Here is a 15,309-nt window from a genome sequence, read left to right on the forward strand (position 1 = left end):
CCCTTCGCATTGATGCTGGTGGTGATTACGAACCTGAGGACGCGTGACGCAGGCGACGTCCGACAACCGCCGGCAGTTTTCTTCGCAGCAAGCGGTCAGAGCGGTTCGGCGACGCTCAACTTGTCGATCTGCTGGCGGATATGGGCGCATTCGGCCGGCGAATTGGCAAGCGCGATCGCCCGGTCGAAAGCGTCGCGCGCCTCGCGGTTCCGCCCCGCCTGCATCAGCAAGCCGCCCTTCACGCCATGGAAATAGAAATAGCTTTGCAGCCGTTCGGCAAGCGGTTCCAGCAGTTCAAGCCCGGCATCCGGGCCCTTCAGCTTGGAAACCGCCACAGCCTTGTTGAGAGATACGACCGGGGACGGCTGGATGCGTTCCAGCAGGTCGTAGAGCAGGACGATCTCCTGCCAATCGGTCTCTTGCGCGCTCGGAGCGCGGGCATGCAGCGCGGTGATCGCCGCCTGCACCTGGTATGGCCCCGGCTGCCGGTGACGGATCGCCTTGTCGAGAAGCGCCAGTGCTTCGTTGATCAGCTTGCGGTCCCAGCGCGTCCGGTCCTGGTCTTCGAGAAGCACGATCTGGCCGGCCGCATCAAAGCGCGCGGCGGCCCGCGAATGCTGCAGCAGCATCAGCGCAAGCAGACCCATCAGTTCTGGGTCGCCGGGGAAGATCCGCAGCAGCAGGCGGGCGAGCCGGATCGCTTCGTCGCAGAAGGCAGCACTATCCGGATTGACGATGCCGGCGGAATACCCTTCGTTGAACACGAGGTAGATCATCGAGGAGACGACCCCGAGCCGTTCCACCCGCTCGGCAGCTCCCGGAGTCTCGAAGGGTATGCCGGCCTTGGCGACACGCGCCTTCGCGCGCGTGATGCGCTGCTCCATCGCGCTTTCGCCGACAAGGAAGGCGCGGGCGATCTGCGGTACCGTCAGGCCGGACACGATGCGCAGCGCCAGCGCGATCTGCTGCGTGTTGGGAAGGTCCGGATGGCAGCAGATGAACATCAGCCGCAGGATGTCGTCGCGGTAATGCGAACTATCCAGCCGGTCGGCCATGTCGCCCTCGGCGTCGGAGAGATCCGAAAAGGCTTCTTCCTCCGGCAGCGGCTCGTTCCTGGCGCGCTTGCGGATCGCATCAACGCCGCTGTTGCGGCCAACGAAGATCAACCATGCCGCCGGGTCGCGCGGCGGGCCCTTTTCGGGCCATGTCCGGATCGCCCGCAGGCAGGCCTCCTGGAAGGCCTCTTCCGCGGTATCGAGATCGCGAAAGTAGCGCAGGAGCGCGCCGACGGCCTGCGGGCGGGCCGCCGTCAAGGCAAGTTCGATCCAGGCAATGTCGGTCATGTCGAAGTCTCGCGTTTGCCCAGCTCGTTCGGGTGGAACACATAGAAGGGCCGGATTTCATAAGACGAGGAGCCGGGATTGACCTCCGAGAGCTTCTTGGAGAAAGCGACGACCTCGTCGAGCGTGTCTGCTTCCATCGTGTAGAAGCCGAGCAGCACTTCCTTCGTCTCCGCAAAGGGCCCGTCGAGCACGAGCGGCTCTTCCTTGCCCTTGCGCACCGTGGTCGCCGCCGTGGTCGGCATGAGCCGGCCGACGGGACCGAGCTTGCCGGCCTTCATCAACGGCTCCTGGACTTCCATGAGCTTGCCCATGACCGCCTCTTCCTCCTCCTTGGACCAGGCAAAGACGGTTTCCTCATGGGCATAACACAGGATCGCATAAAGCATTGTCGCCTCCTCTTGAGTGGAAGACGAAAGCCTAGCGGCTCACCCGACAGGCTGCATCAATAAATTCTCGGAGGGCCGCTGGCGGGTGCGCCGGGCATGCTTATATGTTCCGGGAACATTTCCGCTCGAAGGACAAACGATGGCCGATCTTTCCGCTTTCCACATTACTTCCAAGTGGCCGGCGCAGGACCCGAATGTCCTGCAGCTTTATTCGACGCCGACACCGAACGGCGTCAAAGTCTCGATCATGCTGGAAGAGATCGGCCTGCCCTACGAGCCGCATTTCATCAATATCGGCGAGAACGAGACCTGGGGGCCGGAATACCTGTCCCTCAACCCGAACGGCAAGATCCCCGCGATCCTCGACCCGAACGGCCCGGGCGGAAAGCCACTGGCGCTGTTCGAATCCGGCGCGATCCTGATCTACCTCGCCGAGAAGACCGGCAAGCTGCTGCCGACCGACCCCGCCCGCCGCTATGAGACCATCCAGTGGGTGATGTTCCAGATGGGCGGCCTGGGTCCCATGTTCGGGCAGCTCGGCTTCTTCCATAAGTTTGCCGGCCGCGAATACGAGGACAAGCGCCCGCGCGACCGCTACGCTAAGGAATCCCACCGCATCATCCGCGTGCTCGAAACGCGGCTTGAAGGCCGCGACTGGATCATGGGCGACGAATACACGATCGCCGACATCTCCATGCTGGGCTGGGTTCGCAACCTGATCGGCTTTTATGGCGCCGGTGAACTGGTGGAATACGACCAGTTGAAGAACGTGCCGAAGTGGCTGGAACGCGGCCTTGCCCGCCCTGCTGTGCAGCGTGGCCTGGAAATTCCCAAACGCCCGGCCTGACGGCATCGTGAGAATGACGTGTTGGCGCCAGGCCATAGCGTCAACACATTCTTAACCAACGGAAGGCCATGTCCGATCCGGAGCCGGCGATGCAAGCCGGCCTGCAACTGCGACGGATCGATGAAGAGCCTTTCTGTATTTGCGTCTGCGCTTGTCGCGCTCACCCTCCTTGCCAACCCACTGGCGGCCAAATCCGACGAGCACAAGAAGCCTGCCTTCAACGCCTCATGGCCGAAGGGCCGCGTCACGGGCTTCCCCATTCCACGTTTTGTGTCGTTGAGGTCGGAGCGAGCCAACATGCGGGTCGGCCCCTCCACCGACTATCCGACGAAATGGGTCTATTCCGCGCGCGGCCTGCCGATGGAGATCACCGAGGAATACGGCAACTGGCGGCGCGTGCGCGACCAGGACGGCGCGACGGGATGGATGCTCGCGCCGCTCCTGTCCAGCAAGCGCACGGCCGTCGTCGGACCGTGGCTTGACCAGCCGGCGGCCCTGAACGAGCGTCCAAGACCCAAAGCACGGATGATCGCCAGGCTGTCGCCGAAGGTCCGCCTCGACATTCTCGATTGCGACGGGAACTGGTGCCGCGTCAGCCTGCGCGACAGGCACCTGTGGGGCTTCATCGACCAGACGCTGCTCTGGGGCGTCTATCCCGGCGAACTGATCGACTAGCGAACCACGAAACAGTTCATCGATTTTGCCTGCAGCACGCTGCAGGCGCGGGTTGCCGTCTCACGATCGGCAAAACCTGCAAGGCGGGCGTTATAGGCCTGCTTGCCGTTATAGGTGGCCGCCTCGATCAGCGGAGAAACGCTGTTGAAGCCGGAAAGCAGGCTGATCGCCTTGTCGATCATGTTGACGGCCGAGGCCTTGGTGATGCCGGCCGCGATCTGGACCCGCCAGAGCGATTCCTGCGCCTGGGGTGCAATGGGCGTGACGGCCGCTACCTGCGGGTTCTGCGGCGGAAGGTTCTTCGGCGGCACGCCCTGGCTCGGCGCTGCATAAAGATTGGCGATTGATGCACGGGCCGGCTGTCCGGCGGCGGAACCCGGGTTCATCGTGATCTGCTTGCGTGGCGCTGTCGCAAAGGCGAGAGGCGCCGGCTGCTCGGCCGTCTGCTTCTGCTCCTGTGCCGCGACAAGCGCGCCATCCACCGAAAGGCGGTTGCTCGGAACATACTGGTCGAGAAGAGCCGCCATGCGGTCGTCGCGGGCACGGGCCGTCTTGCCGCCCATCACCACGCCGATGACCCGGCGCCCGTCGATCGTCACCGCGCTTGCGATGTTGAAGCCGGAAGCCTTGATATAGCCGGTCTTGACCCCATCCATGCCGGGATAGCGATACATCAGGTTGTTGTGGCCGCGCAGGCGCTTGCCGCGGAACTCCATGTTGCGCATGGAAAACAGCTGGTATTCGCGAGGGAAATCGCGGATCAGCGCGAGCGCCAGGACCGCCATGTCGCGGGCTGTCGTCACCTGGGCATCATCCGGCAGGCCCGAAGCATTGCGAAACACCGTGCGGCTCATGCCGAGCTGGCGCGCCCTGCGGGTCATCATCTGGCCGAACTGTTCTTCCGTGCCGCCGAGGAAATCGCCCATGGCAGCGGCCGCATCATTGGCGGAGCGCACGATCATCGCCTCCACCGCCTCGCGCACGGTAATCGTACGGCCGGCGGGAACGCCGAGCTTCGACGGGATCTTCGACGCAGCGTTCGGTGTGATGAGGATGTCCTGGTCCCAGGCGATGCGGCGTGCCTTGAGCGCCTCGAAGGTCATGTAGAGCGTCATCATCTTGGTGAGAGACGCCGGATGGTTCAGCTCATTGGCATTTTCGGAGGCCAGGACCTGGTTCGTCTTCACGTCGTAGATGAAATGGGCGTAGCCGGCTTGAGCGGCCCGCCCGAAGGCCAGGGTTGCACTCAGCACGAGCAAACATGCGACGATCTTCGAAATCCGAAACATCATGAACCCTTTGTGAAGTCGAGCGCACAATAGGGCATCGAAGGTGGTGCGAAAATGGCGCCACCCGTTTTTCACTTGATTTTCTTGAGCTTGGATCGCTCTAGCGTGCTGTCAGCGTCCGCTTCACGGCATCCTTCCAGCCGCGGATCTTCGCTGCCCGGGTCTTCTCGTCCATCTGCGGTTCGAAGCGCCGCTGGCGCGCCCAGCTCTTGGCAAAGGCCTTGCGGTCCGGCCAGACACCGGCCTTCGAGCCGGCAAGCCAGGCGGCGCCGAGTGCCGTGGTTTCGAGGATCGTCGGCCGGTCGACCAGTGCGTCGAGGAGGTCGGAGAGCCGCTGCATCGTCCAGTCGGAAGCGACCATGCCGCCATCGACGCGCAACACGGTATCACCGTCATAGGAGCGCCAGTCCTTCTGCATCGCATCGAGCAGGTCGCGGGTCTGGTAGCAGACAGCCTCAAGCGCGGCGCGCGACAGTTCGGCGGGGCCCGTCGAGCGCGTCAGGCCATAGATCGCGCCGCGCGCCTCGGCATCCCAATGCGGTGCGCCGAGACCCGTGAAGGCCGGCACGAGGTAAACTTCCTGTTGAGGATCGGCGTCTTCCGCCAAGTCACCGGACTGACTCGCCCTTTCGATGATGCCGAGCCCATCGCGCAGCCATTGCACCGCGGCGCCGGCAATGAAGATCGAGCCTTCGAGCGCATAGGTCGTTTCGCCGTCCAGGCGATAGGCGATTGTCGTCAGCAGGCGGTTCTTCGAGCGCACCATGTCGACGCCGGTGTTCAACACCGCAAAGCAGCCGGTGCCGTAGGTGGATTTCATCATGCCCGGTTCGAAGCAGGCCTGGCCGATCGTGGCCGCCTGCTGGTCGCCGGCGACACCTAGGATCGGGATCGCTGCGCCGAACAGGCTCTCGTCGGTAACGCCGAAGTCGTCAGCGCAATCCTTTACCTCCGGCAGCATGGCGGCGGGGATGCGCAGGATTTCCAGCAGGTCCTCGTCCCATTCGTTGCTGCCGATATTGTAGATCAGCGTACGCGACGCGTTCGTCGCATCGGTGACGAAGCTCTTGCCGCCGGTCAGACGCCAGATGAGGAAGGTGTCGATGGTGCCGAAGCAAAGTTCGCCCTTGGCCGCCCTCGCCCGCGCGCCTTTGACGTTGGCGAGCATCCAGGAAAGCTTGGTGCCTGAGAAATATGGGTCGAGCAGCAGGCCGGTGCGGCGGGTGAAGAGCTTTTCGAGGTCCTGGCGCTTCAGCTTCTCGCAATAACTTGCGGTGCGACGGTCCTGCCAGACGATGGCATTGTGGATCGGCTTGCCGCTGTCGCGCTCCCATACCACCACGGTTTCGCGCTGGTTGGTAATGCCGATGGCAGCGATATCGGTGGCCTTAAGCTTGGCCTCCTTCAAGGCCTGCTTGACGGTCCAAAGCACCGTGTCCCAGATCTCTTCGGGGTCATGCTCCACCCAGCCGGAACGCGGAAAGATCTGGGTGAATTCCTTCTGGCCGATGCCGACGATCTTCATCTCGCCGTCGAAGACGATCGCCCTGGTCGAGGTCGTCCCCTGATCGATTGCCAGAACATAACCCGCCATGCCGTTCCTCCCATGATCGTCAGCGTTTTGCGTCGTTTGAGCAGATGGAAACAACAGGGTCAAACGAAATTGCGAGCAGGGGCACAACCACCGATCGCCGACGGGCGGATTGCCAGCCCGCCCGGTTTGGGCATAACCTGCACGCCGAGGTGCGGCGCAACAGAACACCGCCCGCAGGGAGATTTTCAGAATGGCGAGAACGGTCGTCGTTACCGGCTCAACCTCAGGCATCGGGCTTGGAATCGCGAAAGCCTTCGCCACTGACGGCGCAAATGTCGTCATCAACGGCTTCGGCGATGCTGACGCGATCGAAGCCGCGCGCAAGGACCTCGACAGCCTCGGCTCTGGCACAGTGCTCTACCACGCGGCGGACATGACCAAGCCGGCCGAGATCGAGGACCTGATCAAGACGACGGCCGACCGCTTCGGCACGATCGACGTGCTCGTCAACAATGCCGGCATCCAGCATGTGGCGCGGATCGAAGAATTTCCTCCGGAGAAGTGGGATCAGCTGATCGCCATTCTTTTGTCATCGGCATTCCATACGATGCGCCACACGATCCCGCTCATGAAGGCAAGCGGCAAGGGACGCATCATCAATGTCGCTTCGGCCCACGGGCTTGTCGCCTCGCCGTTCAAATCGGCTTACGTGGCGGCCAAGCACGGCATCATGGGCCTCACAAAGACCGCGGCCCTCGAGCTTGCCGCAACCGGGATCACCGTCAACGCCATCTGCCCCGGCTACGTGCTGACCCCGCTGGTGGAAAAGCAGATCCCGGACCAGGCCCGCGAAAAGGGCATCAGCGAAGCCCAGGTGAAGGACGAAGTCATGCTGCGGTTGCAGGCCACCAAGGAGTTCGTCGCCATTGAGGAAGTGGCTGCCGCGGCCATTTATCTTGCCAGCGATGCTGCCAGGAGCGTGACGGGCACACATATCTCCATAGACGGCGGCTGGACCGCGCAGTAATGTCAGCGGTTGATAGTTTGTAGCCGGCAACGGCAGACGAAGGAGACAAATGAGCGAAGCCATCCGCTTCATCCTGAACGCAGAAGAAGTGACACTGGGCGATTTCGGCCCCACGGAGACTCTTCTGGATTATCTGCGCCTGAAGCGGCGGCTGACGGGAACGAAGGAAGGCTGCGCCGAAGGCGATTGCGGCGCCTGCACCGTTCTCGTCGGGCGTCTGACGGAGCACGGCCTGCGCTACGAAAGCGTCAATGCCTGCATCCGTTTCCTCGGCTCCCTGCACGGCACCCATGTGGTGACGGTCGAGCACCTGGCCGGCCGCGACGGCGCGCTGCACCCCGTGCAGCAGGCCATGCTGGATTGCCATGGCTCGCAATGCGGCTTCTGCACCCCGGGCTTCGTGATGTCGCTGTACGGCTTGTGGCTCTCCAACGACGCGCCGACCCGCGCCGAGATTGAAAGCGCGCTGCAGGGCAATCTCTGTCGCTGCACCGGTTACGAGCCGATCGTCAAGGCGGCCGAGCAGGTCGCCGCCAACCGCCCAAGCTCGCTGTTCGACCCGCTGGAGCGCGACCGCATCCAGATCATGGCAAAGCTCTGGTCGATCCAGTCCGAGAACGGCACCATCGTCGTCACCAAGGAGGGCGCGCGCTCGATCATCCCGGCCTCCGTGGCCGCCTTTGCCGAAGTGCTTGCCGAAGAACCCAGGGCCACCATCGTGGCCGGCGCGACGGATGTCGGCCTGTGGGTGACAAAGCAGATGCGCCAGCTCGACCCGGTGATCTTCATCAACCACCTCACCGAGTTGCAGTCCGTCGAAGTCGACGAAAATGGCATCACCATCGGCGCCGGTGTCAGCTACAGCCAGGCGCTCGACAAGATCGCCGACGAAATCCCCGCGTTCGGGAGATTGATTGACCGGATCGGCGGCCAGCAGGTCCGCAACATGGGCACCATCGGCGGCAACATCGCCAACGGCTCGCCGATCGGCGACACGCCGCCGCCTCTCATCGCGCTCGGTGCGGAACTGACGCTGCGGACCCATTCGGGCCGCCGCACCATTCCGCTGGAAGATTTCTTCCTGAGCTACGGCAAGCAGGATCGTCTCGCCGGCGAGTTCGTCGAAAAGGTCTTCGTGCCGCGCCCGCGCGACAACAGCCACTTCGCGGTCTACAAGATCTCCAAGCGTCGCGACGAGGATATCTCGGCGCTTTGCGGTGCCTTCGACCTGCGCCTTGATGACGAAGGCAAGGTAGCGAGCATCCGCATCGCCTTTGGCGGAATGGCGGGAACGCCCAAGCGCGCCAGCCGTGTGGAGCAGGCGCTGCTGGGCCAGGCCTGGAGCTGGGGCGTGATCTCGGCGGTGCGCGATGCCTTCGACCAGGATTACCAGCCGCTGAGCGACTGGCGCGCATCGGCCGAATACCGCAGCCTCACGGCGAAGAACCTGCTTACCCGCTTCTTCCTGGAGACCGCCGGCCAAAGCCACGAACTGCGCCGCTTTGAGCTGGAGGAAGCGTGATGGACAAGTCCACCTTCACCACCAAGCCAATCATCAATGGCCCGATGCATGCGCCGCTGCGGCATGACTCGGCGCACAAGCATGTCACCGGCACTGCCGATTATATCGACGACATTCCGGAGCCGATCGGCACGCTGCATATGGGGCTTGGCCTCTCCGATCGTGCCCATGCCGAGATCGTCTCAATCGACCTCTCCGCCGTGGAAACCGCACCCGGTGTTGTCTGCGTTCTGACCGGAGAAGATATTCCCGGCTTCAACGACGTCGCCTCGACCGGCCGACATGACGAGCCGTTGCTGGCCACCAAGGACGTGCAGTTCCACGGCCAGCCGATCTTTGCCGTGGTTGCCGAAACCCGCGACCAGGCCCGCCGGGCGGCACGGCTGGCGCGCATCGAATACCGCGACCTGCCGCACTGGACCGACATCGACGGCGCCCGCGACAATGGCGCACCGCTGGTGGTGGAGCCTATGGTGCTGAAGCGCGGCGAGCCGCAAACCGAGATCGAAAAGGCGCCGCTGCGCATCCAGGGCTCGATGTCGATCGGTGGCCAGGAGCATTTTTATCTCGAAGGCCAGATCGCGCTCGCTATTCCCGGCGAAGACGAAGACATCATCGTCTGGTCGTCAACGCAGCATCCGAGCGAAGTGCAGCATATGGTGGCGCATGTGCTCGGCATCGCCAACAATGCCGTTGAAGTCCGGACGCGCCGCATGGGCGGCGGTTTTGGTGGCAAGGAAACCCAGGGCAATCATTTTGCAGCCCTTGCGGCGGTTGCCGCCAAGAAGCTGAAGCGTGCCGTCAAGTTCCGCCCGGACCGCGATGAGGACATGACGGTCACCGGCAAGCGCCACGACTTCCGGGTCGATTACGACGTTGCCTTCGACGAGGACGGTCGCATCCACGCGGTCGACGCGACCTATGCGGCGCGTTGCGGTTTTTCCGCCGACCTCTCCGGCCCGGTAACCGACCGCGCGCTGTTCCACGCCGACTCCAGCTATTTCTACCCGCATGTCCACCTGACATCGCAGCCGCTCAAGACCCATACGGTTTCCAACACCGCGTTTCGCGGTTTCGGCGGACCGCAGGGCGTGCTGGGCGCCGAGCGGATGATCGAGGAGATCGCCTACGCGCTGGGCAAGGATCCGCTCGAGATCCGCAAGCTGAATTTCTACGGGCAGCAAGGTTCGGATCGCACCGCGACGCCTTACCACCAGGAGGTGGAGGACAATGTCATCGCTCGGATCGTCGAGGAGCTGGAAAGCTCCTGCGACTACCAGGCGCGGCGCCAGGCGATCATCGATTTCAACGCCAACAGCCCGGTAATCCGCAAGGGCATCGCGCTGACGCCGGTGAAGTTCGGCATCTCCTTCACCATGACCGCCTATAACCAGGCGGGCGCGCTGGTGCATATCTACCAGGACGGCTCGATCCACCTGAACCACGGCGGCACCGAGATGGGTCAGGGCCTCTACACCAAGGTGGCGCAGGTCGTGGCCGATACCTTCCAGGTCGATATCGACCGGGTGAAGATCACCGCCACCACCACCGGCAAGGTGCCGAATACATCCGCCACTGCCGCCTCCTCCGGCTCGGACCTGAACGGCATGGCCGCTTATGATGCAGCCCGCCAGATCAAGGAACGGCTGATCGACTTTGCCTGCCGGCAATGGGAGGTCGACCGCAGCGAGGTGGAATTCCTGCCGAACCGGCTGCGGATCGGCGGCGAAATCGTGCCGTTCGATACCTTCGTGCGCGCCGCCTATTACGGCCGCGTCCACCTGTCGGCCGCAGGCTTCTACAAGACGCCCAAGATCCACTGGGACCGCGAGGCGGGCCGCGGGCGGCCATTCTATTATTTCTCCTATGGCGCTGCCTGCTCGGAAGTATCGATCGATACGCTCACGGGCGAGTACCTGGTGGACCGGACCGACATCCTTCACGATGTTGGCCGGTCGCTGAACCCGGCGCTCGACATCGGCCAGATCGAAGGCGGCTTCGTGCAGGGCATGGGTTGGCTGACGACCGAAGAGCTCTGGTGGGATGCCAAGGGGCGGCTGCGCACCCACGCACCCTCCACCTACAAGATCCCGCTCGCCTCCGACCGGCCGAAAGAGTTCAACGTCAAGCTGGCGGAATGGTCCGAGAACGCCGAACCGACGATTGGCCGCTCCAAGGCGGTGGGTGAACCACCTTTCGTGCTGGCGATCTCGGTGTTCGAGGCAATTTCCATGGCAGTCGCAAGCGTGGCGGACTACACGGTCTGCCCGCGGCTTGATGCTCCGGCCACGCCCGAGCGGGTGCTGATGGCGGTGGAACGCCTGAAGCAGATGGGGTGAGGCCTAGTAGCCGGCTCTGCGCCAGCCGGCCTGCCGCGCTTCCAGTTCCGAGCAGAACCACCGCTCGCCGTGCTGCGGGCTGATCTTCGTCGCCGCGTAATAATGCTGGCCGGGCACATGGTAGATCTTCTCGCCCGTGCCAATCGAGATGTTGCCCTTGATGTTGCAACTCGGATCGAAAAGCGACTTCGGCAGCAGCGTGTATCCACCCGTTGCAGTGAAGACGGCCGCAGAAATGAGGACGGTGGCAAGCGTAAAGTTGCTCATGCTCGCGAGCATGGCATGAAGAACTTTACCTGAGGTTGCATCAAAAGTTAAAATTGCACTGCTGGGACCGGGCCGGTCACGGCACGCCGTCCTGATGCGGCACCGGAATCTGGCTGATCTTCGGCCGCTGCCAGGGAAACAGGCCGAGCACCAGCGCGCAGCCGAGGATGATGACAGCCGCGCCGACGAACTGCACCGGCGCCAGCGGCTCCTGCAGGAAAACGGCACCGACAAAAACAGCCACCACCGTCACCACGAATTCAACGCTGATCGCCTTCGTCGCGCCGATCGAACCGACCAGCGTGAAATACAGCACATAGGTCGTCGCGCTCATCACGCAGCCGGCGATCAGCAGGTAGACGATGTCCATGAACCCCGGCAGCGCCGGCACCGGCACCAGTGCGACGAAGGGCGATGCGATGAGGCCGCCGAACAGGAAGGAGCCCATCGTCACCTCCCAGGAGCCGACGTTCTTCAGCCGGTGGCTGGCGTAATTACTGCCGAAGGCGGCGGAAAAACAGGCGCCCAGCGTCGCGGCACATCCGAGCAGGAATTCACCCGTCAGCGGCACGGCGGGGAACCCGACCAGCAGCACCATGCCGGCGGCCCCAAGCACGAGACCCAGCAAGCCGCTCGGGCGCATCCGCTCCAGACCCCATACCTGGCTGATGACCATGGAAAACAGCGGGATGGAGGCAACGATGATTGCGGCCATCGCAGTCCCGATAAGGGGCGTCGCATAGGAAAGGCCGAGCAACTGCCCGGCAACCGTCGTCGCACCGACCACGAAGAAGGGCCACCAACCGGCGCTGAAATCGAGCCGTCGCCCGGTCAGCTTCGCCAGAAGATACAGCGTGACACAGGCGACGAAGGCGCGGATCGACACCGCGGCCACCCAGCCGAACGCCGCCACCACCTTCAAAACGATGAGGAAGGAAAGGCCCCAGGCCGTTGCAAGGAAAATGTAGATGGCAAGGTCGCGAGGCTTCATGGTGGATGAAAGCGCTAGCGAGTTTTGTAGGGAAAGCAAGACTGCCCGGAGCCGAAACAGATCGCCTTGCCAGAAATAGAAGTTCGCTGTCATATCGGATGAGTGCGATCGGATAAAACGTCATGCCGCATTATGATGTTCGCGATGCCAATCGAGCCCATGCACGACGGATGCGGCGGACGCTTACGCCCGCTGAACTCAAGTTCTGGAATGCGGTCCGCGCGCATCGGCTGATGGGCCTGTCCTTCAGGCGGCAGATGCCGATCGCAGGGTACATCGTCGATTTCGCCTGCCCGGATCACAAGCTGATCATCGAGATCGATGGCGTTGGCCACTCATTTGACAGACGGATCAGAAGCGATGGCGAAAGGGATCGCCGGTTGGGTTCACTCGGCTGGCGCGTGGTGCGGTATAGTAATGACGAGATCTACAACCGGCTTGATGATGTGTGTATGCACTTGTTGCGCACGATAGGAATTCATGAGTTTGATTGATCGCTGTTACCCCCCTCTGCCCTGCCGGGCATCTCCCCCTCAAGGGGGGAGATCACCAAGCTGCGCCGGCCCTTTTGCAAGTCGGCGCAGAGCCCGCGGCAGTTGCGGCGGCGATTGGGTCGGGACAGTGCAACGATCAATCTCCCCCCTTGAGGGGGAGATGCCCGGCAGGGCAGAGGGGGGTGTATGACACAAACACAATCCCTCACCGCTTTTATCGCCGCTCATCCCGCAAGCGTGCTGGTCGAGATCGTCCAGGCGAAGGGGTCGACGCCGCGGGAGGCAGGTACCTTCATGCTGGTCGCGAACGCAGCGATCTGGGGCACGATCGGTGGCGGGCAGTTCGAGTTCATGGCGATCGACAACGCCCGCGCCATGCTTTCGGGCGCCGGCGAGCCGGTGATGGACATTCCGCTTGGGCCGGAGATCGGCCAGTGCTGCGGCGGCCGGACGCGGATCAGCTTCACGCCGGTCACCGGACCGGTGGCCGAGCAGTTGACGCGGCGGCTGGCGGACGAGGCCGAGGAACGGCCGGCTGTGTTCCTGTTCGGCGCCGGGCATGTCGGGCAGGCGCTGGCCGAGGCGCTGGCACCCCTGCCCTTTGCCGTCACGGTCGTGGAAACGCGCGCCGAGGCGCTGGACGACTTGCCCGACGGCACGGCAAAACAGCTGACGCCTATGCCGGAAGCGGTGGTTTCAAAGATCCCGACCAATGGCGCTGTCATCATCCTCACTCACGACCATGCGCTGGATTTCATGATCGCAAGGCAAGCCCTGGCGCGACCCGACCTCGCTTATGTCGGGATGATCGGTTCCCAGACCAAGCGCGCCACTTTCGCCAACTGGCTGAAGCGCGACGGTGATGGAGAGGCCGAGATGTTGTCGCGGCTGGTGCTGCCGATCGGCGGCAAGGTGGTCAGGGACAAGCGGCCGGCAGTGATCGCCGCGCTGGTGGCGGCAGAGCTTTTGACGGTCTACGCGCTACGCGAGACGAAAACGTCAGAACGGCAGGTTCCGCATCGCTGAACCGCGCCGGGCGCTGCAGAACGCGTCCATCCGCCCCGCCGGAAGCTCCTCGCCAAGTCCGACATCCCCATGCAGGTCCTTCGGGAGATTCGGGACAGACCAGACATGGCGCAGGAGGAGCCGGTTGACGAAGCTTCGTGCCTGCCGCCACAGGCTCTGCGGCAGGAATGGCAGGGACGGGAAATGATAGGCCTTTGCGGCACGCATGGTTGTCTCACGTCGATAAGCTGAATTGCTTGTCTCACCGCATCCATGCGCCTGATTGGCTTGTTCTTCCAATTCAATTATCATAAGTATCGATCAAGAGAGCTTATGATGAAACTGTCCCGCCGTTTCCCGCTCAATGCCCTGCGCGTCTTTGAAGCCGTGGCCCGGCTGGAGAACTTCACGCGGGCTGCCGAAGAGCTCGGCATGACGCAAACGGCGGTGAGCTACCAGATCAAGATCCTCGAGGATTACCTCGGCGACCGGCTGTTCATCCGCAAGCCACGCGCCCTGCAACTGACCGAATGCGGCCAGAACCTGCTGCCAAAGGTGGCCGACGCCTTCCAGCTGCTGTCGGAAGCCGTGCAGTCGGCCCGCGGCACGGCGGACGAATTGCTGGAGATCCACTCCACGCCCACCTTCGCCTCCCATTGGCTTGCCCGGCATCTCGGCGATTTCCAGTTGCAGCACCCGAATATTGCGGTGCGGCTGGTGCGCCATACCGGTCATGACAGCATGGACCCGCCACCAACGGACGTGGCGATCCGCATCGCGGCAAAACCCTGGGACGATCTCGTCTGTCATCCGCTCATTCGCCTCACCTACACGCCGATGCTGACGCCGAGCCTTGCCGAGCGGATCGGCGGCGTGCGCGAGCCGGACGACCTGATGAAGCTGCCGTGGATTTCGAACGGCAAGGGTTTCTGGCAGGACTGGTTCAAGGCGGCCGGCCTCGACAAGCTGCCGATCCGGGAAATGCATCTCGATGCATCCGGCGCGCTTGACCTTGAAGCCAATGCCGCGATCGCCGGGCATGGCGTGGCGATGCTGAGCCCCTTCCTGTTCAGCGGCGAACTGGCTTCCGGGCGGTTGATCCAGCCCTTCGATATCTGCCTCGGCGATGCCAAGACCTACTGGCTCTGTTACCAACCCGGACGCCGCAACACTGCGAAGATCCGCGCCTTTTCCAACTGGATCCAGGCAGCGCTTGCCCGCGAGATGGAAACCATTCCCGGCCACGTGGCCTTGCCTTCCACAAACGCTTAGAGGCCGCGCGGCAGCGAGATCATGCGTGACGCCTGCGCGGCCCCGTGGTGGACATCGCCGCGCGGACCACGTCCATCAAGAAGCCCGAGATCACGTTGCCAGCTTTCCGGCATCTCTGCGGGGTCGACTGCATTTTGATGCATCGCCTGGCTTGTGCGCCAAAGATCCGCGACCTTGATCTGCGGCAACAGCCGGCCGAAATTCATGCTCAGTGTCGGAAACATTGTGCACCTCCAACGGGATGAACCCGTTTTCACTGGTTTGATATGGAGGTAGTGTGCGCGCGAGGCGGGGGATGATCCAATCGAAATCCCGTCT

Annotated in this window: 16 protein-coding genes; 8 read left to right on the forward strand and 8 right to left on the reverse strand. The window is 63.2% G+C overall.

Going from position 1 to position 15,309, the window contains the following annotated elements; genetic code table 11:
- Positions 1 to 95: 95 nt before the first annotated feature.
- On the reverse strand, positions 96 to 1,343 hold the full coding sequence (locus tag CYG48_RS09725) for an RNA polymerase sigma factor (protein ID WP_118850204.1): 1,248 nt from the start codon (positions 1,341 to 1,343) through the stop codon (positions 96 to 98).
- Positions 1,340 to 1,729, reverse strand: a complete 390-nt coding sequence (locus CYG48_RS09730; RefSeq protein WP_118850205.1) for a YciI family protein — start codon at positions 1,727 to 1,729, stop codon at positions 1,340 to 1,342. The genes CYG48_RS09725 and CYG48_RS09730 overlap by 4 nt, the downstream gene beginning before the upstream one ends.
- Before the next feature lie 139 nt (positions 1,730 to 1,868).
- On the opposite strand from CYG48_RS09730, the gene CYG48_RS09735 reads away from it, so the two are divergent.
- Positions 1,869 to 2,576: a glutathione S-transferase N-terminal domain-containing protein gene (locus CYG48_RS09735; protein ID WP_118850206.1), complete on the forward strand. Its 708-nt coding sequence runs from the start codon at positions 1,869 to 1,871 to the stop codon at positions 2,574 to 2,576.
- Between the two features lie 120 nt (positions 2,577 to 2,696).
- A complete protein-coding gene (locus CYG48_RS09740; protein ID WP_118850207.1) occupies positions 2,697 to 3,251 on the forward strand; it encodes an SH3 domain-containing protein in 555 nt (184 codons plus the stop codon).
- Here the strand turns inward: CYG48_RS09740 and CYG48_RS09745 are convergent.
- Positions 3,248 to 4,540, reverse strand: coding sequence for a D-alanyl-D-alanine carboxypeptidase (locus CYG48_RS09745; RefSeq protein WP_118851582.1), 1,293 nt, complete (start codon positions 4,538 to 4,540; stop codon positions 3,248 to 3,250). The genes CYG48_RS09740 and CYG48_RS09745 overlap by 4 nt on opposite strands.
- A 100-nt stretch (positions 4,541 to 4,640) precedes the next feature.
- Positions 4,641 to 6,134, reverse strand: a complete 1,494-nt coding sequence (gene glpK, locus CYG48_RS09750) for a glycerol kinase GlpK (RefSeq protein WP_118850208.1) — start codon at positions 6,132 to 6,134, stop codon at positions 4,641 to 4,643.
- A gap of 190 nt (positions 6,135 to 6,324) precedes the next feature.
- Here glpK and CYG48_RS09755 point away from each other — a divergent pair, with 190 nt between their 5' ends.
- Genes CYG48_RS09755 through xdhB form a run of 3 tightly spaced genes read left to right on the forward strand, consistent with a single transcriptional unit; the run spans position 6,325 to position 10,962 of the window.
- A complete protein-coding gene (locus tag CYG48_RS09755) occupies positions 6,325 to 7,101 on the forward strand; it encodes a 3-hydroxybutyrate dehydrogenase (protein ID WP_118850209.1) in 777 nt (258 codons plus the stop codon).
- 49 nt (positions 7,102 to 7,150) lie between these two features.
- Entirely contained in the window at positions 7,151 to 8,623 is a 1,473-nt protein-coding gene (gene xdhA, locus CYG48_RS09760) for a xanthine dehydrogenase small subunit (RefSeq protein ID WP_118850210.1), read from the forward strand.
- Positions 8,623 to 10,962 (forward strand): xanthine dehydrogenase molybdopterin binding subunit, encoded by a 2,340-nt coding sequence (gene xdhB / locus CYG48_RS09765; protein ID WP_118850211.1) that lies wholly within the window; start codon positions 8,623 to 8,625, stop codon positions 10,960 to 10,962. The genes xdhA and xdhB overlap by 1 nt, the downstream gene beginning before the upstream one ends.
- Positions 10,963 to 10,965: 3 nt before the next feature.
- Here the strand turns inward: xdhB and CYG48_RS09770 are convergent, their stop codons facing one another.
- Together CYG48_RS09770 and CYG48_RS09775 are read right to left on the reverse strand one after the other, a co-directional pair.
- Positions 10,966 to 11,229 carry a sunset domain-containing protein gene (locus CYG48_RS09770; protein WP_118851583.1) on the reverse strand — a complete coding sequence of 88 codons (264 nt, stop codon included), beginning with the start codon at positions 11,227 to 11,229 and terminating at the stop codon, positions 10,966 to 10,968.
- A gap of 76 nt (positions 11,230 to 11,305) precedes the next feature.
- Entirely contained in the window at positions 11,306 to 12,220 is a 915-nt protein-coding gene (locus CYG48_RS09775; protein WP_118851584.1) for a DMT family transporter, read from the reverse strand.
- A gap of 122 nt (positions 12,221 to 12,342) precedes the next feature.
- Here CYG48_RS09775 and CYG48_RS09780 point away from each other — a divergent pair, with 122 nt between their 5' ends.
- A complete protein-coding gene (locus CYG48_RS09780; protein ID WP_118850212.1) occupies positions 12,343 to 12,714 on the forward strand; it encodes an endonuclease domain-containing protein in 372 nt (123 codons plus the stop codon).
- Positions 12,715 to 12,900: 186 nt separating this feature from the next.
- A complete protein-coding gene (gene xdhC, locus CYG48_RS09790; protein ID WP_118850213.1) occupies positions 12,901 to 13,740 on the forward strand; it encodes a xanthine dehydrogenase accessory protein XdhC in 840 nt (279 codons plus the stop codon).
- Here the strand turns inward: xdhC and CYG48_RS09795 are convergent.
- Complete coding sequence (locus CYG48_RS09795; RefSeq protein ID WP_118850214.1) at positions 13,714 to 13,947, reverse strand: hypothetical protein; 234 nt, start codon at positions 13,945 to 13,947, stop codon at positions 13,714 to 13,716. The genes xdhC and CYG48_RS09795 overlap by 27 nt on opposite strands.
- Before the next feature lie 105 nt (positions 13,948 to 14,052).
- On the opposite strand from CYG48_RS09795, the gene CYG48_RS09800 reads away from it, so the two are divergent.
- Positions 14,053 to 14,991, forward strand: a complete 939-nt coding sequence (locus tag CYG48_RS09800; RefSeq protein ID WP_340162629.1) for a LysR substrate-binding domain-containing protein — start codon at positions 14,053 to 14,055, stop codon at positions 14,989 to 14,991.
- Here CYG48_RS09800 and CYG48_RS09805 read toward each other — a convergent pair.
- Positions 14,988 to 15,215: a hypothetical protein gene (locus CYG48_RS09805; protein WP_118850215.1), complete on the reverse strand. Its 228-nt coding sequence runs from the start codon at positions 15,213 to 15,215 to the stop codon at positions 14,988 to 14,990. The two genes, CYG48_RS09800 and CYG48_RS09805, sit on opposite strands and share 4 nt — an antisense overlap.
- Positions 15,216 to 15,309: the final 94 nt, after the last annotated feature.

This window comes from Neorhizobium sp. SOG26 (genome assembly GCF_003491345.1).
Classification (GTDB): domain Bacteria; phylum Pseudomonadota; class Alphaproteobacteria; order Rhizobiales; family Rhizobiaceae; genus Neorhizobium; species Neorhizobium turbinariae.

Bases quoted from the DNA above. Each gene is read 5' to 3' on its own strand.
- CYG48_RS09725 (WP_118850204.1), bottom strand. From the start codon at position 1,343: ATGACCGACATTGCCTGGATCGAACTTGCCTTGACGGCGGCCCGCCCG.
- CYG48_RS09730 (WP_118850205.1), bottom strand. From the start codon at position 1,729: ATGCTTTATGCGATCCTGTGTTATGCCCATGAGGAAACCGTCTTTGCC.
- CYG48_RS09735 (WP_118850206.1), top strand. From the start codon at position 1,869: ATGGCCGATCTTTCCGCTTTCCACATTACTTCCAAGTGGCCGGCGCAG.
- CYG48_RS09740 (WP_118850207.1), top strand. From the start codon at position 2,697: ATGAAGAGCCTTTCTGTATTTGCGTCTGCGCTTGTCGCGCTCACCCTC.
- CYG48_RS09745 (WP_118851582.1), bottom strand. From the start codon at position 4,540: ATGTTTCGGATTTCGAAGATCGTCGCATGTTTGCTCGTGCTGAGTGCA.
- glpK (WP_118850208.1), bottom strand. From the start codon at position 6,134: ATGGCGGGTTATGTTCTGGCAATCGATCAGGGGACGACCTCGACCAGG.
- CYG48_RS09755 (WP_118850209.1), top strand. From the start codon at position 6,325: ATGGCGAGAACGGTCGTCGTTACCGGCTCAACCTCAGGCATCGGGCTT.
- xdhA (WP_118850210.1), top strand. From the start codon at position 7,151: ATGAGCGAAGCCATCCGCTTCATCCTGAACGCAGAAGAAGTGACACTG.
- xdhB (WP_118850211.1), top strand. From the start codon at position 8,623: ATGGACAAGTCCACCTTCACCACCAAGCCAATCATCAATGGCCCGATG.
- CYG48_RS09770 (WP_118851583.1), bottom strand. From the start codon at position 11,229: ATGAGCAACTTTACGCTTGCCACCGTCCTCATTTCTGCGGCCGTCTTC.
- CYG48_RS09775 (WP_118851584.1), bottom strand. From the start codon at position 12,220: ATGAAGCCTCGCGACCTTGCCATCTACATTTTCCTTGCAACGGCCTGG.
- CYG48_RS09780 (WP_118850212.1), top strand. From the start codon at position 12,343: ATGCCGCATTATGATGTTCGCGATGCCAATCGAGCCCATGCACGACGG.
- xdhC (WP_118850213.1), top strand. From the start codon at position 12,901: ATGACACAAACACAATCCCTCACCGCTTTTATCGCCGCTCATCCCGCA.
- CYG48_RS09795 (WP_118850214.1), bottom strand. From the start codon at position 13,947: ATGCGTGCCGCAAAGGCCTATCATTTCCCGTCCCTGCCATTCCTGCCG.
- CYG48_RS09800 (WP_340162629.1), top strand. From the start codon at position 14,053: ATGATGAAACTGTCCCGCCGTTTCCCGCTCAATGCCCTGCGCGTCTTT.
- CYG48_RS09805 (WP_118850215.1), bottom strand. From the start codon at position 15,215: ATGTTTCCGACACTGAGCATGAATTTCGGCCGGCTGTTGCCGCAGATC.